Source organism: Kitasatospora sp. Ki12 (genome assembly GCF_054601375.1).
This window is the reverse complement of the sequence record NZ_BAAIHT010000001.1, coordinates 2,661,009-2,673,680: the sequence shown is the minus strand read 5'-3', so window position 1 is coordinate 2,673,680 and position 12,672 is coordinate 2,661,009. Positions and strand designations below refer to the sequence as shown.

The 12,672-nt window shown below is 66.6% G+C and carries 23 protein-coding genes; all 23 read right to left on the bottom strand.

Translation table 11 applies throughout. The features are described from left to right. Positions 1 to 59 precede the first annotated feature (59 nt). The 23 genes from rplQ to rplP all read right to left on the bottom strand — a co-directional run bounded on the left by rplQ (position 60) and on the right by rplP (position 12,670). Positions 60 to 539, bottom strand: coding sequence for a 50S ribosomal protein L17 (rplQ, locus tag ACYP53_RS11805; RefSeq protein ID WP_189916073.1), 480 nt, complete (start codon positions 537 to 539; stop codon positions 60 to 62). Between the two features lie 122 nt (positions 540 to 661). Then, positions 662 to 1,684: a DNA-directed RNA polymerase subunit alpha gene (locus tag ACYP53_RS11800; RefSeq protein ID WP_030232516.1), complete on the bottom strand. Its 1,023-nt coding sequence runs from the start codon at positions 1,682 to 1,684 to the stop codon at positions 662 to 664. A gap of 130 nt (positions 1,685 to 1,814) precedes the next feature. Continuing rightward, the gene (gene rpsK / locus ACYP53_RS11795; RefSeq protein WP_030232513.1) at positions 1,815 to 2,222 is read right to left on the bottom strand and encodes a 30S ribosomal protein S11; all 408 of its coding nucleotides are present in this window, start codon (positions 2,220 to 2,222) and stop codon (positions 1,815 to 1,817) included. A 72-nt stretch (positions 2,223 to 2,294) separates the two neighbouring features. Beyond that, positions 2,295 to 2,675, bottom strand: a complete 381-nt coding sequence (gene rpsM, locus ACYP53_RS11790) for a 30S ribosomal protein S13 (RefSeq protein ID WP_189916072.1) — start codon at positions 2,673 to 2,675, stop codon at positions 2,295 to 2,297. A gap of 175 nt (positions 2,676 to 2,850) precedes the next feature. After that, positions 2,851 to 2,964, bottom strand: coding sequence for a 50S ribosomal protein L36 (gene rpmJ / locus ACYP53_RS11785; RefSeq protein ID WP_003956441.1), 114 nt, complete (start codon positions 2,962 to 2,964; stop codon positions 2,851 to 2,853). 32 nt (positions 2,965 to 2,996) lie between these two features. After that, the gene (gene infA, locus ACYP53_RS11780; protein ID WP_003956442.1) at positions 2,997 to 3,218 is read right to left on the bottom strand and encodes a translation initiation factor IF-1; all 222 of its coding nucleotides are present in this window, start codon (positions 3,216 to 3,218) and stop codon (positions 2,997 to 2,999) included. Positions 3,219 to 3,412: 194 nt separating this feature from the next. Further along, positions 3,413 to 3,838 (bottom strand): large conductance mechanosensitive channel protein MscL, encoded by a 426-nt coding sequence (gene mscL, locus ACYP53_RS11775; RefSeq protein WP_189916071.1) that lies wholly within the window; start codon positions 3,836 to 3,838, stop codon positions 3,413 to 3,415. Between the two features lie 150 nt (positions 3,839 to 3,988). Then, entirely contained in the window at positions 3,989 to 4,828 is an 840-nt protein-coding gene (gene map, locus ACYP53_RS11770; RefSeq protein WP_189916070.1) for a type I methionyl aminopeptidase, read from the bottom strand. Positions 4,829 to 4,945: 117 nt separating this feature from the next. Then, the gene (locus tag ACYP53_RS11765; RefSeq protein WP_189916069.1) at positions 4,946 to 5,599 is read right to left on the bottom strand and encodes an adenylate kinase; all 654 of its coding nucleotides are present in this window, start codon (positions 5,597 to 5,599) and stop codon (positions 4,946 to 4,948) included. Then, complete coding sequence (gene secY / locus ACYP53_RS11760; RefSeq protein ID WP_189916068.1) at positions 5,599 to 6,909, bottom strand: preprotein translocase subunit SecY; 1,311 nt, start codon at positions 6,907 to 6,909, stop codon at positions 5,599 to 5,601. Before secY ends, ACYP53_RS11765 begins: the two co-directional genes overlap by 1 nt. A 354-nt stretch (positions 6,910 to 7,263) precedes the next feature. Beyond that, on the bottom strand, positions 7,264 to 7,716 hold the full coding sequence (rplO, locus tag ACYP53_RS11755) for a 50S ribosomal protein L15 (RefSeq protein ID WP_189916067.1): 453 nt from the start codon (positions 7,714 to 7,716) through the stop codon (positions 7,264 to 7,266). A 2-nt stretch (positions 7,717 to 7,718) separates the two neighbouring features. Next, positions 7,719 to 7,901, bottom strand: a complete 183-nt coding sequence (rpmD, locus tag ACYP53_RS11750) for a 50S ribosomal protein L30 (RefSeq protein ID WP_030055835.1) — start codon at positions 7,899 to 7,901, stop codon at positions 7,719 to 7,721. Next, positions 7,901 to 8,524 (bottom strand): 30S ribosomal protein S5, encoded by a 624-nt coding sequence (rpsE, locus tag ACYP53_RS11745; protein ID WP_030055834.1) that lies wholly within the window; start codon positions 8,522 to 8,524, stop codon positions 7,901 to 7,903. The genes rpmD and rpsE overlap by 1 nt, the downstream gene beginning before the upstream one ends. Before the next feature lie 48 nt (positions 8,525 to 8,572). After that, positions 8,573 to 8,956: a 50S ribosomal protein L18 gene (rplR, locus tag ACYP53_RS11740; protein ID WP_030280785.1), complete on the bottom strand. Its 384-nt coding sequence runs from the start codon at positions 8,954 to 8,956 to the stop codon at positions 8,573 to 8,575. Between the two features lie 3 nt (positions 8,957 to 8,959). After that, positions 8,960 to 9,499 (bottom strand): 50S ribosomal protein L6, encoded by a 540-nt coding sequence (gene rplF / locus ACYP53_RS11735; protein WP_189916066.1) that lies wholly within the window; start codon positions 9,497 to 9,499, stop codon positions 8,960 to 8,962. A 22-nt stretch (positions 9,500 to 9,521) separates the two neighbouring features. Continuing rightward, on the bottom strand, positions 9,522 to 9,929 hold the full coding sequence (rpsH, locus tag ACYP53_RS11730) for a 30S ribosomal protein S8 (RefSeq protein WP_030055831.1): 408 nt from the start codon (positions 9,927 to 9,929) through the stop codon (positions 9,522 to 9,524). A 266-nt stretch (positions 9,930 to 10,195) separates the two neighbouring features. After that, entirely contained in the window at positions 10,196 to 10,381 is a 186-nt protein-coding gene (locus ACYP53_RS11725; RefSeq protein WP_030393303.1) for a type Z 30S ribosomal protein S14, read from the bottom strand. A 3-nt stretch (positions 10,382 to 10,384) separates the two neighbouring features. Beyond that, positions 10,385 to 10,954, bottom strand: coding sequence for a 50S ribosomal protein L5 (gene rplE, locus ACYP53_RS11720; protein WP_030393302.1), 570 nt, complete (start codon positions 10,952 to 10,954; stop codon positions 10,385 to 10,387). Further along, positions 10,954 to 11,265 (bottom strand): 50S ribosomal protein L24, encoded by a 312-nt coding sequence (rplX, locus tag ACYP53_RS11715; protein WP_030055828.1) that lies wholly within the window; start codon positions 11,263 to 11,265, stop codon positions 10,954 to 10,956. Before rplX ends, rplE begins: the two co-directional genes overlap by 1 nt. 15 nt (positions 11,266 to 11,280) lie before the next feature. After that, entirely contained in the window at positions 11,281 to 11,652 is a 372-nt protein-coding gene (gene rplN / locus ACYP53_RS11710) for a 50S ribosomal protein L14 (protein WP_030393301.1), read from the bottom strand. A gap of 102 nt (positions 11,653 to 11,754) precedes the next feature. Further along, positions 11,755 to 12,027, bottom strand: coding sequence for a 30S ribosomal protein S17 (rpsQ, locus tag ACYP53_RS11705; RefSeq protein ID WP_030055826.1), 273 nt, complete (start codon positions 12,025 to 12,027; stop codon positions 11,755 to 11,757). After that, positions 12,027 to 12,251 (bottom strand): 50S ribosomal protein L29, encoded by a 225-nt coding sequence (gene rpmC, locus ACYP53_RS11700; protein ID WP_049649042.1) that lies wholly within the window; start codon positions 12,249 to 12,251, stop codon positions 12,027 to 12,029. Before rpmC ends, rpsQ begins: the two co-directional genes overlap by 1 nt. After that, positions 12,251 to 12,670, bottom strand: coding sequence for a 50S ribosomal protein L16 (gene rplP / locus ACYP53_RS11695; RefSeq protein ID WP_030055824.1), 420 nt, complete (start codon positions 12,668 to 12,670; stop codon positions 12,251 to 12,253). The genes rpmC and rplP overlap by 1 nt, the downstream gene beginning before the upstream one ends. Positions 12,671 to 12,672 lie beyond the last annotated feature (2 nt).

The following is a 12,672-nucleotide window of genomic DNA, read 5'->3' as shown; positions in this document are numbered from 1 at the left end:
GAGGAACGGGCCCGCTCCCCCACGAGTGGGGAAACGGGCCCGCGGAACACCTAGAGGCGTCAGGCCTGCTCGGCGGCCTCGGCCTCGTCGGCCTTGGTCTCGACGGCGGCGGCCTCGTCGGCCTCCTTGACGGCGCGCTTGGTGGCGGCCTCGGCCTCGCCGACGGCGTTCTGCGCGACGGTCAGCGCCTCGACCAGCTCGATCACGGCCATCGGGGCGTTGTCGCCACGACGGGGACCGATCTTGGTGATACGGGTGTAACCACCCGGGCGGTTCTCGTAGCGCGGCGCGATCTCGGTGAAGAGGGTGTGCAGCACCGACACGTCGGTGATGGTCTTGCGCACCAGGCGACGGTTGTGGATGTCGCCCTTCTTCGCCTTGGTGATCAGCTTCTCCGCCAGCGGGCGCATCCGACGGGCCTTGGCCTCGGTCGTGGTGATGCGGCCGTACTGGAAGAGCTCGCGGCAGAGGCCGGCGAGCAGCAGCGGCTCGTGGTGGGGGCCACCGCCGAGGCGGGCACCCTTCGCGGGACGGGGCATGGTAGCTCCTTAAATCTCCGACTCCGGCCGTATCAGGTACCGGAGCGGGCGCCTGTGCACTGTGCCCAGGCGGCTTTCTTTCATCGAACAGGGGGCGACCCGAGGGCCGCCCCCGTCCAAACTCAGTACTGCTCGGTCTCCGCGTAACCCGCGTCGTCCAGGTCGTCGGCGCCGAAGGCGTCGGCGGCGGCGGTCGGGTCGAACCCGGGCGGGCTGTCCTTGAGGGCCAGGCCCATGCCGGCCAGCTTCGCCTTGACCTCGTCGATCGACTTCGCACCGAAGTTGCGGATGTCGAGCAGGTCGGCCTCGGAGCGGGCGACGAGCTCACCCACGGTGTGGATGCCCTCGCGCTTGAGGCAGTTGTACGACCGAACGGTGAGCTCCAGCTCCTCGATCGGCAGCGCCAGGTCGGCGGCCAGGGCGGCGTCCGTCGGGGACGGGCCCATGTCGATGCCCTCGGCGTCGATGTTCAGCTCGCGGGCGAGACCGAACAGCTCCACCAGGGTCTTGCCGGCCGAGGCCATGGCGTCACGCGGGCGCATGGCGGGCTTGGTCTCGACGTCGACGATCAGCTTGTCGAAGTCGGTCCGCTGCTCGACACGGGTGGCCTCGACCTTGTAGGTGACCTTCAGCACGGGGCTGTAGATCGAGTCGACCGGGATGCGGCCGATCTCCTGGCCGGAGGCCTTGTTCTGGACGGCGGAGACGTAGCCGCGACCGCGCTCGACGGTCAGCTCCATCTCCAGCTTGCCCTTGCCGTTCAGCGTGGCGAGGACCAGCTCCGGGTTGTGCACCTCGACACCCGCCGGCGGGGCGATGTCGGCGGCGGTGACGACACCCGGGCCCTGCTTGCGCAGGTACATCACGACCGGCTCGTCGTGCTCCGAGGAGACGACCAGCTGCTTGATGTTGAGGATGAGGTCGGTCACGTCCTCCTTGACGCCCGGCACGGTGGTGAACTCGTGCAGGACGCCGTCGACGCGGATGCTGGTGACAGCGGCACCCGGGATCGACGACAGGAGCGTGCGGCGCAGGGAGTTGCCGAGGGTGTAGCCGAAGCCCGGCTCCAGCGGCTCGATCACGAACCGCGAGCGGAACTCGTCGACGACCTCTTCGGTCAGCGAGGGGCGCTGAGCGATAAGCATGGGGGATGTTCCTCCAGTTGTCTTCGGCACCCACTATTTGATGCCGACAGGACCAAGCGTACGGGCTCCCGCAAAAAACGGGAGCCCGTACGAGGTTTAAAGCAAACCCAGCGTGCCCGAAGGCGCTACGTCAGACGCGGCGGCGCTTCGGCGGACGGCAGCCGTTGTGCGGGGTGGGGGTGACGTCCTGGATCGAGCCGACCTCCAGGCCGGTGGCCTGGAGCGAACGGATCGCGGTCTCGCGGCCGGAGCCCGGACCCTTCACGAAGACGTCAACCTTGCGCATGCCGTGCTCCTGCGCGCGACGGGCAGCGGCCTCGGCGGCCATCTGCGCGGCGAACGGGGTGGACTTGCGCGAGCCCTTGAAGCCGACGTGGCCGGCGGAGGCCCAGGAGATCACGTTGCCCGCGGGGTCGGTGATCGAAACGATGGTGTTGTTGAACGTGCTCTTGATGTGCGCGTGGCCGTGAGCGACGTTCTTCTTTTCCTTGCGGCGGATCTTCTTCGCGCCGGCAGCCTGACGACCCTTGGGGGGCATAAGTCTGTTCTCCTACTGAGGTGGTCGGTCCGCTGACCCGCGGGCCGGAGGGATGTCCGGTTACGGGACGGACTACTTCTTGCCCGGCTTCTTCTTGCCGGCGATCGCGCGACGCGGGCCCTTGCGGGTACGCGCGTTGGTGTGGGTGCGCTGGCCGCGGACCGGCAGGCCACGGCGGTGACGCAGACCCTCGTAGCAGCCGATCTCGACCTTGCGGCGGATGTCGGCGGCCACCTCACGGCGGAGGTCACCCTCGACCGTGTAGTTCGAGTCGATGTACTGGCTCAGCTTGACCAGGTCTTCCTCGGTGATGTCGCGAACGCGGACATCCGGGTTGACGCCGGTCTCGGCGAGGGTCTGCTGGGCGCGGGTACGGCCGATGCCGTACACGTACGTAAGGGCGATCTCGATCCGCTTCTCACGGGGGAGATCAACGCCGGCGAGGCGTGCCATTCAAGGCTCCTGTGCTTTTTCAGAGGTCTTGCGTGCTACCTACTCCGACACCTCACGGTGAGGGAGCCCCGGCCTCTGACCGGGGGTGGCAGTCCGTCCCGGAAAGGACGGATCGGGCAGCCCGCTTATGACGTTTTCGCGTCGCGCGAAGTACTACGAGAAATGCTGGGGAGGATCAGCCCTGGCGCTGCTTGTGGCGCAGGTTGTCGCAGATCACCATGACCCGGCCGTGACGGCGGATCACCTTGCACTTGTCGCAGATCTTCTTGACGCTCGGCTTGACCTTCATGTTTCAGGTTCTCCGGGTCTAGATCTGACGTTTTACTTGTAGCGGTAGACGATCCGGCCGCGCGTGAGGTCGTAGGGGCTGAGCTCCACGACGACCCGGTCGTCCGGCAGGATGCGGATGTAGTGCATGCGCATCTTGCCACTGATGTGCGCGAGGACCTTGTGACCGTTCTGCAGCTCGACCTTGAACATCGCGTTCGGAAGAGACTCGATCACGGTGCCCTCGATCTCAATGGCGCCTTGCTTCTTAGCCATGAACTGCGAGATCCACCTTCCGGGACCGGCTACCGTATGCGGAACGCTCGTGCGAACCTGGGTTCACCCCGCCCCCGAGGGGAAGAGGGCGTGCTGAAGCACGCTACGAGTGAGCCGACGGTCCATCCTACGCCAGCGCGTGGGGTGGACCAAAACGGGGGTCCCGGAAAGCGGCACCCGTCACAGCCGTCGGCTCAGACCCCGGTGGTGAGCGTCAGCGGCTCGACGTGGGCGGTGCAGGCCGAGCAGCGGCGGGCCGCCTCGGGGATCTCGGTGAGGCACTCGGGGCAGGGGCGCTTCGGGGCCTTCGGCTTCTTCGGCATGTACCGCGCGGTCGCCTTGGTGATCGGCAGCACCACGCAGAAGTACAGCACCGCGGCCGTCATCACGAACGCGATCAGGACGTTGAGGAACTGGCCGTACGGGAAGGTGACCCCGGCCACCGTCGCCTTGTACGAGCTGAAGTCGCCGGCGGCGCCGACCACCACGCCCACCAGCGGGGTGAGGAAGGCGGACACGAAGCCGGTCACCACCGCGGTGAACGCGGCACCGATGACCACACCGACGGCCATGTCGACGACGTTGCCGCGCATCATGAAGTCGCGGAATCCCTTGAGCACGTGCTCTCCTGCATCGCTCGTTTGCCGGTCAGTTCGCAGTGGACCACGAGTGGACCACTGCCAGCCGATAAAAATAGGACAAAAGCCCTGGAGGTCCAAACCCCCAGGGCCCTGATCCCTCGTCAGCGACGCCGGTCGAGCGCCGCGCGACTACGCGAGCGGGTCCGGAGCTGCGGTGATGCCCAGCTTCGCCAGTTCGGCCTTGCCGCCGTCGAATGCGGTCAGCACCAGCGGGCCCTGCTCGGTCACGGCCACCGAGTGCTCCCAGTGCGAGGCCCAGGTGCCGTCGTTGGTGACGACCGTCCACTCGTCGTCCAGCACGGTGGTGTGCGGGGTGCCCAGCGAGACCATCGGCTCGATCGCCAGCACGGTGCCCGGGACGAGCTTCGGGCCCTTGCCGCGGCCGCGCTCGACGTAGTTCAGCACGTGCGGCTCCATGTGCATCGCGGTGCCGATGCCGTGGCCGCCGTAGCCCTCGGTGATGCCCCACTTGCCCTTCGGGGGCAGCGGCTGGCGGCGGATGAAGCCCTCGATCGCCTTGGAGACGTCGACCAGGCGGTTGTTCTTCTTCATCTGGGCGATGCCGGCCCACATCGAGCCCTCGGTGACCCGGCTCAGCATCTCGACCTCCGGGCGGACCTCGCCGACCGCCACGGTGATCGCGGCGTCGCCGTGCCAGCCGTCCAGGATGGCGCCGCAGTCGATCGAGATGACGTCGCCCTCCTGCAGCACCCGGTCGCCCGGGATGCCGTGCACGACCTCGTTGTTCACCGAGGCGCAGATCACGCCCGGGAACCAGAGGCCGCCGTGGTCGGCGCGGAAGTTCGAGGTGGCACCGTGGTCGGTGATGACCTTGTCCGCGACGTCGTTGAGCTCCTGGGTGGTCACCCCCGGGACGACCGCCTCGCGGCAGGCCTTGAGGGCCTCGGCGACGACCAGCCCGGCCGCTCGCATCTTCGCGATCTGCTCGGGGGTCTTGATCTCCACCATCTGGTCACGCCTTCCAAGTCCGGATTACCACTGCCCTACCACCGTACGACGCCGAAACGGCCGGGCCACCCGCTGGGCGGGCGACCCGGCCGTACCGTCGTACGTTCGCCGAGAGACTCAGCTGTCGTGCTTCAGCGCCTCGATCGCGCGGGCGGTGACCTCGTCCACCTTGCCGAGGGCCGGGATGGTCACCAGGAGACCCTGCTCCTTGTAGTAACCGATGATCGGCTCGGTCTCCGTGTGGTAGACCTCCAGGCGCGTGCGCACCTTGTCCTCGGTGTCGTCCGAGCGCTGGTACAGCTCGCCGCCGCACTCGTCGCAGACGCCCTCGACCTTCGGCGGGTTGTAGTCCACGTGGAAGACGTGGCCACCGTCGTTGCGGCAGAGCCGGCGTCCGGCGATCCGCTTGACGACCTCGTCCTCGGGGACCTCCAGGTCCAGGACGCCGTCCAGCTTGATGCCCTGCTCGGCGAGGAAGTCGTCGAGCGCCTCGGCCTGGCCGAGGTTGCGGGGGAAGCCGTCGAGCAGGAAGCCGTTGACGGCGTCCTCCTGGAGCATGCGGTCCTTGGCCATCCCGATGGTGACCTCATCCGGTACCAGGCGGCCCGCGTCCATGTAGCTCTTGGCCTCGAGCCCCAGCGGGGTGCCCTGGCCGATGTTGGCACGGAAGAGGTCGCCGGTGGAGATGTGGGGGATGGACAGGGTCTTGGCGAGCAGGTGCGCCTGAGTACCCTTCCCGGCCCCGGGAGGACCAACGAGGACGATACGCATCAGCGGAGGAACCCTTCGTAATTGCGCTGCTGGAGCTGGCTCTCGATCTGCTTCACAGTTTCGAGTCCGACGCCGACGACGATGAGAACGCTGGTGCCGCCGAACGGGAAGTTGGTCTGCTGTCCGAAGGCGACCAGGGCGATCATCGGGATCAACGCGATCAGGCCCAGGTAGAGCGAACCCGGCCACGTGATTCGGGTCAGCACGTAGTTCAGGTACTCGGCCGTCGGCCGACCGGCCCGGATACCCGGGATGAACCCACCATACTTCTTCATATTGTCGGCAACTTCTTCGGGGTTGAAGGAGATCGCGACGTAGAAGAAGGCGAAGAAGACGATCAGCAGGAAGTAGGTGGCCATGTAGATCGGGTGGTCACCCTTGACGAAGTTCGTCCGGATCCAGGTCGCCCACCCGGCCTGGCTGTTGGTCAGCTGGACCACCAGGGCGGGGATGTAGAGCAGCGACGAGGCGAAGATGACCGGGATGACACCGGCCTGGTTCACCTTGAGCGGGATGTAGGTCGAGGTGCCGCCGAACGCCCGCCGGCCGATCATCCGCTTCGCGTACTGGACCGGGATCCGGCGCTGGGCCTGCTCGACGAAGATGACGAGCATCACGACGACGATGCCGACCGCGACCACGGAGAGGAACTCGACCCAGCCGCCGCCGATGGTGCCGGACTGCTTGATCGCCCACATCGAGGACGGGAACTGGGCCGCGATCGAGGTGAAGATCAGCAGCGACATGCCGTTGCCGATGCCGCGGTCGGTGATCAGCTCGCCCAGCCACATGATGACCGTGGTGCCGGCCGTCATCGTGAGGACCATGACGGCGATCCGGAACACGCCGGTGTCCGGCACGATCTGGTTGGCCAGCGGGCAGCCGGAGAACAGCGCGCCGCTGGAGGCCGTCGCCACGATGCCGGTGCCCTGGAGCACGGCGAGCGCGATGGTCAGGTAGCGGGTGTACTGGGTGATCTTGGTCTGGCCGGCCTGGCCCTCCTTCTTCAGCATCTCCAGTCGCGGGATCACGACTGTGAGGAGCTGGAGGATGATGCTCGCGGTGATGTACGGCATGATGCCGAGCGCGAAGATCGTCAACTGGAGGAGCGCGCCACCGCTGAACAGATTGACGAGCCCGAAGAGGCCGCTGTTCTTGGTCTCCTTCACGCACTCGTTCACGGCCGTGAAGCTCACGCCAGGAATCGGGATGTGCGAGCCCAGGCGGAACAGCACCATGATGCCCAGCGTGAACAGCAGCTTCTTGCGCAGGTCGGGCGTCTGGAACGCCCGCGCGAACGCACTGAGCACGGTGCCTCCTGCGCCTCCCGCGCGTCGTCGGCGGGAGGGTCGGTCCTGAATGGGGAGTTTGCGGTTCGGGCCCCCGTACAGACGGCACAGGCGAGCCTACGCGCAGCCTACAAGGGAACTCCACGGACTCTAACAGTGCGCGGCCACTCCGAAGAAGCGCGTACGGCCCCTCCCCCACTCACGGGGTACGGGATGCCCGGGTTTGCCACACAAAAGAACGAGCGTCTTCACAGGCCCCGGAGTTCCGGAAAACGACCGTCGGATTCGGGACACCGGACACCGCGGGCCCGGAAAAGGCACGAGCCCCGCACCTCCCGGAGGAGGTGCGGGGCTCGAAAGCGGTTCTCAGCGGGCTCAGACGAGCTCGGTGACCGTACCGCCGGCGGCCTTGATCTTCTCGGCGGCCGAGCCGGAGACGGCGTCGACCGTCACCTGCAGGGCAACCGAGACCTCGCCGGTGCCGAGCACCTTGACGAGGGAGTTCTTGCGAACCGCGCCCTTGGCGACCAGGTCCTCGACCGTGACCTCTCCACCCTGCGGGTAGAGCTCGGCCAGCTTGTCGAGGTTGACGACCTGGAAGGTGATCTTGAACGGGTTCTTGAAGCCCTTCAGCTTCGGCAGGCGCATGTGGAGCGGCATCTGGCCACCCTCGAAGCGCTGCGGAACCTGGTAGCGGGCCTTCGTGCCCTTGGTACCACGACCAGCGGTCTTACCCTTGGAGCCCTCACCACGACCCACACGGATCTTGTCGGTCTTGGCACCCGGGGCGGGACGCAGGTTGTGGATCTTGATCGGGTTCTCGCCCATGATCAGTCCACCTCCTCAACCGTCACCAGGTGACGGACCGTGTGGGCCATCCCGCGGATCTCGGGACGGTCCTCCTTCACCACGACGTCGTGCATGCGCTTGAGACCAAGCGAACGCAGGGTGTCACGGTGGTTCTGCTTGCTGCCGATGTACGACTTGGTCTGCGTGATCTTCAGGCGAGCCATCAGGCGCTCACCCCAGCAGCACGCGCCCGCAGCAGAGCGGCGGGGGCCACGTCCTCCAGCGGCAGACCACGACGGGCGGCGATCTCCTCGGGGCGCACGAGGCCCTTCAGAGCGGCCACGGTGGCGTGCACGATGTTGATCGCATTGTCCGAGCCGAGCGACTTCGACAGGATGTCGTGGATGCCGGCGCACTCCAGGACGGCGCGCACCGGACCACCGGCGATAACACCGGTACCGGGGGCGGCGGGCTTCAGCAGCACGACGCCGGCGGCCTTCTCACCCTGGATCGGGTGCGGGATGGTGCCCTGGATACGGGGGACCTTGAAGAAGTTCTTCTTGGCCTCCTCAACACCCTTGGCGATGGCGGCCGGAACCTCCTTCGCCTTGCCGTAACCGACACCCACGGTGCCGTCACCGTCGCCCACCACGACCAGCGCGGTGAAGCTGAAACGACGACCACCCTTGACAACCTTGGCGACACGGTTGATCGCGACGACGCGCTCGACGTAAGCGGTCTTCTCGACGGCGGGGGCGTTGCCCCGGTCGTCACGCTTACGGTCGCGCCGCTCGCCACCGCCGGTGCCACCGCCGGCGCCGCTACCGCGGCGCTGGGGTCCAGCCATTGGAATTACCTCTCTCGTTTACGTCCGTCGACAGGGTCGACGAGCGGCTTAGAAGTCGAGCCCGGCCTCGCGGGCCGCGTCCGCCAGGGCGGCGATGCGGCCGGCGTACCGGTTGCCCGCGCGGTCGAAGACGACCGACTCGATGCCGGCGGCCTTGGCGCGCTCGGCGACCAGGCTCCCGACCTTCTTGGCCAGCTCGGTCTTGTCGCCCTCGGCGCCCTTGATGGACACGTCGAGGGTGGACGCCGACGCCAGGGTGTGACCCTTGGCGTCGTCGATGACCTGGGCGACCATGTGACGGTTCGAGCGCGTCACGACGAGGCGCGGACGCACCTCGGTGCCGACGACGCGCTTGCGAACGCGGATCGCGCGGCGCTTGCGAGCGGCGCTCTTGTAGGCGTTGCCCTTGCCGATCTTGACAGAGACACTCATCGCTTACTTACCACTCTTTCCGACCTTGCGGCGGATGACCTCGCCCGCGTACTTGACACCCTTGGCCTTGTACGGGTCCGGCTTACGCAGCTTGCGGATCTTCGCGGCGACCTCGCCGACCTTCTGCTTGTCGATGCCGTCCACGTGGAACTTGGTGGCCGACTCGACGACGAAGGAGATGCCCTCGGGGGCCTCGACGACGATCGGGTGGCTGTAGCCCAGCTGGAACTCCATGTCGGAGCCCTTCGCCAGAACTCGGTAGCCGACACCGCTGATCTCCAGCGACTTGCGGTAGCCCGCGGTCACGCCGGTGATCATGTTCGCCACCAGCGTGCGGGTCAGGCCGTGCAGGGCCTTCGACAGACGCTCGTCGTTGGGGCGGGTGACAGCCAGAGTGCCGTCCTCGCCCTTGCCGATCTCGATCGGCGCGGCGACGACGTGGGTGAGGGTGCCCTTCGGGCCCTTCACCGAGACCGTCTGGCCATCGATGGTGACGTCCACGCCAGCGGGGACCTGGATGGGCAGCCGTCCAATGCGCGACATTGCTGTACCTCCGTTTCCCGAATTACCAGACGTAGGCGAGAACTTCTCCGCCTACGCCCTTCTTGGCGGCCTGCTTGTCGGTCAGGAGGCCGGAGGACGTGGAGATGATCGCCACGCCCAGGCCGCCGAGAACCTTCGGCAGGTTGGTGGACTTTGCGTAAACACGCAGACCCGGCTTGCTGATGCGCTTGATGCCGGCGATGGAGCGCTCACGGTTGGGGCCGAACTTGAGCTCGATGGTCAGCTTCTTGCCGACCTCGCCCTCGACGGGCTCCTCAACCTTGTAGGAGGAGATGTACCCCTCCTGCTGCAGGATCTCGGCGACGTGCGCCTTGATCTTGCTGGCCGGCATCGCCACGGAGTCGTGGTACGCCGAGTTCGCGTTACGCAGACGCGTGAGCATGTCTGCGATGGGGTCGGTCATGGTCATGATGGCCTCAGGCCTCTCTCGCCGCGGTTTCTCCGCGCCAGGTCCCCCTTCCGCACTCTTCCGAGTTCGGCAGGGGCACAAGCGCAGGGGACCTGCGACGTCGTAAGACTGGGTGCGAGCCCTCCGTAGAGGGCCACGGACATCCATGGGGAAGCCGTGGCAGGGGGCCCGACCCCACTACCTTACGGGACTCCGTACGGCAGGCCCAAAACGGACCGGTGTGGGATCGGGCACCTCTGCTTCGCTGTGTGCCTAAAGCGCCTGGATTACCAGGAGCTCTTGGTCACGCCCGGCAGCTCGCCACGGTGCGCCATCTCACGGAGGCAGACACGGCAGAGGCCGAACTTGCGGTACACCGAGTGCGGACGGCCGCAGCGCTGGCACCGGGTGTAGGCCCGGACGCCGAACTTCGGCTTCCGCTCGGCCTTCGCGATGAGGGACTTCTTCGCCATGTGTTACGCCTCCTTGAACGGGAAGCCCAGAGCGCGCAGGAGCGCCCGGCCCTCGTCGTCGGTCTGGGCGGTGGTCACGACGGTGATGTCCATACCGCGCTGACGGTCGACCTTGTCCTGGTCGATCTCGTGGAACATGACCTGCTCGGTCAGACCGAAGGTGTAGTTGCCACGGCCGTCGAACTGCTTCGGGGAGAGGCCGCGGAAGTCACGGATTCGCGGCAGGGCCAGCGAAACCAGACGGTCCAGGAACTCCCACATGCGGTCACCGCGGAGGGTGACGTGGGTGCCGATCGGCTGGCCCTCGCGCAGCTTGAACTGCGCGATGGACTTACGAGCCTTGGTCACGGCCGGCTTCTGACCGGTGATCGCGGTCAGGTCGCGGATCGCGCCCTCGATCAGCTTGCTGTCACGGGCGGCCTCGCCGACACCCATGTTGACGACGACCTTGACCAGGCCGGGCGTCAGCATGACGTTCTCGTACGAGAACTGCTCCTGCAGCTGACCCTTGATCTCGGAGTTGTAACGCTCCTTGAGACGGGGGGTCACCTTCTCAACAGTCGTCTCAGACATCAGATGTCCTCACCGGTTCGCTTGGCAACGCGGATCTTGTTGCCCTCGTCATCGAAGCGGTAGCCAACGCGGGTGACGACCTTCTTGCCGTCCTTCTCCACGACCAGCTGGACGTTGGAGACGTGCACCGGGGCCTCGACGGTGACGATGCCACCCTGAGTGCCCGGGCCCGGCTTGGTGTGCTTCTTGACCCGGTTCACACCCTCGACCAGGACCTTGTTCTCGGCGGGCATGGCCTGGATGACCTTGCCCTGCTTGCCGCGGTCCTTGCCGGTGATGACCTGAACCAGGTCACCCTTCTTGATCTTCATGCTGTTCGCCATGAGTTAGAGCACCTCCGGCGCAAGCGAGATGATCTTCATGAACTTCTTGTCACGCAGCTCGCGGCCCACCGGGCCGAAGATGCGGGTACCGCGGGGGTCGCCATCGGTGTTCTTGAGGACGACGGCGGCGTTCTCGTCGAACCGGATGTACGAACCGTCGGGACGACGGCGCGACTTCACGGTACGGACGACGACGCACTTGACGACGTCACCCTTCTTCACCGAACCGCCGGGGATCGCGTCCTTGACGGTGGCGACGATGACGTCCCCGATACCGGCGTAGCGGCGACCGGAACCACCGAGAACGCGGATGCAAAGGATTTCCTTCGCGCCCGTGTTGTCGGCGACACGCAGTCGCGACTCCTGCTGGATCACAGCTTTCTCCTGATCGTCAACGAGAGCTGACGGGCCGGCCGCTGCTCACACCGGCGCCCGCGAGGGACCCGGTGCACATACGGCCGTACCGCATCAACTTCGTTACTTGGCCTTCTCGAGGATCTCGACGACGCGCCAGCGCTTCGTCGCGGACAGCGGGCGGGTCTCCGCGAGGAGGACCCGGTCGCCGATGCCGCAGGCGTTCGCCTCGTCGTGCGCCTTCAGCTTGTTCGTACGGCGGATGACCTTGCCGTACAGCGCGTGCTTGACGCGGTCCTCGACGGCGACGACGACGGTCTTGTCCATCTTGTCGCTGACGACGAGACCCTCACGGGTCTTGCGGAAACCGCGCGTCTCGTTGGTGTTCTCAGTCATCAGGCGCTCTCCACCGTCTCGATGCCCAGCTCGCGCTCGCGCATCAGGGTGTAGATCCGCGCGATGTCCTTACGGACGAGCTTGAGCCGTCCGTGGTTGTCGAGCTGCCCGGTCGCCGCCTGGAAGCGGAGGTTGAACAGCTCCTCCTTGGCCTCACGGAGCTTGGCAACGAGACCCTCGTTGTCCAGCTCGCGGAGGTCAGCAGCCTTGGTGCCGGCCGACATCAGCTCTCACCTGCCTCGCGCCGGATGATCCGGCACTTCATCGGGAGCTTGTGAGCTGCGCGGGTCAGCGCCTCACGAGCCACCTTCTCGTTGGGGTACGACAGCTCGAACATGACCCGACCCGGGTGCACGTTCGCGATCCACCACTCGGGCGAACCCTTACCGGAACCCATGCGGGTCTCGGCCGGCTTCTTGGTGAGCGGACGGTCCGGGTAGATGTTGATCCAGACCTTGCCGCCACGCTTGATGTGACGGGTGACGGCGATACGAGCGGACTCGATCTGCCGGTTCGTCACGTAGGCCGGGGTGACGGCCTGGATGCCGTACTCGCCGAACGCGAGCTCGGTGCCACCCTTGGCGGCGCCGCGGCGCTTGGGGTGGTGCTGCTTGCGGTGCTTGACCCGACGGGGGATCAGCATGA

Excerpts from the sequence above, each read along its gene's own strand:
- rplQ (WP_189916073.1), bottom strand. The coding sequence starts at position 539 with ATGCCCCGTCCCGCGAAGGGTGCCCGCCTCGGCGGTGGCCCCCACCAC.
- ACYP53_RS11800 (WP_030232516.1), bottom strand. The coding sequence starts at position 1,684 with ATGCTTATCGCTCAGCGCCCCTCGCTGACCGAAGAGGTCGTCGACGAG.
- rpsK (WP_030232513.1), bottom strand. The coding sequence starts at position 2,222 with ATGCCCCCCAAGGGTCGTCAGGCTGCCGGCGCGAAGAAGATCCGCCGC.
- rpsM (WP_189916072.1), bottom strand. The coding sequence starts at position 2,675 with ATGGCACGCCTCGCCGGCGTTGATCTCCCCCGTGAGAAGCGGATCGAG.
- rpmJ (WP_003956441.1), bottom strand. The coding sequence starts at position 2,964 with ATGAAGGTCAAGCCGAGCGTCAAGAAGATCTGCGACAAGTGCAAGGTG.
- infA (WP_003956442.1), bottom strand. The coding sequence starts at position 3,218 with ATGGCTAAGAAGCAAGGCGCCATTGAGATCGAGGGCACCGTGATCGAG.
- map (WP_189916070.1), bottom strand. The coding sequence starts at position 4,828 with ATGGTGGAGATCAAGACCCCCGAGCAGATCGCGAAGATGCGAGCGGCC.
- ACYP53_RS11765 (WP_189916069.1), bottom strand. The coding sequence starts at position 5,599 with ATGCGTATCGTCCTCGTTGGTCCTCCCGGGGCCGGGAAGGGTACTCAG.
- rplO (WP_189916067.1), bottom strand. The coding sequence starts at position 7,716 with ATGGGCGAGAACCCGATCAAGATCCACAACCTGCGTCCCGCCCCGGGT.
- rpmD (WP_030055835.1), bottom strand. The coding sequence starts at position 7,901 with ATGGCTCGCCTGAAGATCACGCAGACCAAGTCGTACATCGGCAGCAAG.
- rpsE (WP_030055834.1), bottom strand. The coding sequence starts at position 8,524 with ATGGCTGGACCCCAGCGCCGCGGTAGCGGCGCCGGCGGTGGCACCGGC.
- rplR (WP_030280785.1), bottom strand. The coding sequence starts at position 8,956 with ATGAGTGTCTCTGTCAAGATCGGCAAGGGCAACGCCTACAAGAGCGCC.
- rplF (WP_189916066.1), bottom strand. The coding sequence starts at position 9,499 with ATGTCGCGCATTGGACGGCTGCCCATCCAGGTCCCCGCTGGCGTGGAC.
- rpsH (WP_030055831.1), bottom strand. The coding sequence starts at position 9,929 with ATGACCATGACCGACCCCATCGCAGACATGCTCACGCGTCTGCGTAAC.
- ACYP53_RS11725 (WP_030393303.1), bottom strand. The coding sequence starts at position 10,381 with ATGGCGAAGAAGTCCCTCATCGCGAAGGCCGAGCGGAAGCCGAAGTTC.
- rplE (WP_030393302.1), bottom strand. The coding sequence starts at position 10,954 with ATGTCTGAGACGACTGTTGAGAAGGTGACCCCCCGTCTCAAGGAGCGT.
- rplX (WP_030055828.1), bottom strand. The coding sequence starts at position 11,265 with ATGAAGATCAAGAAGGGTGACCTGGTTCAGGTCATCACCGGCAAGGAC.
- rpsQ (WP_030055826.1), bottom strand. The coding sequence starts at position 12,027 with ATGACTGAGAACACCAACGAGACGCGCGGTTTCCGCAAGACCCGTGAG.
- rpmC (WP_049649042.1), bottom strand. The coding sequence starts at position 12,251 with ATGTCGGCCGGCACCAAGGCTGCTGACCTCCGCGAGCTGGACAACGAG.
- rplP (WP_030055824.1), bottom strand. The coding sequence starts at position 12,670 with ATGCTGATCCCCCGTCGGGTCAAGCACCGCAAGCAGCACCACCCCAAG.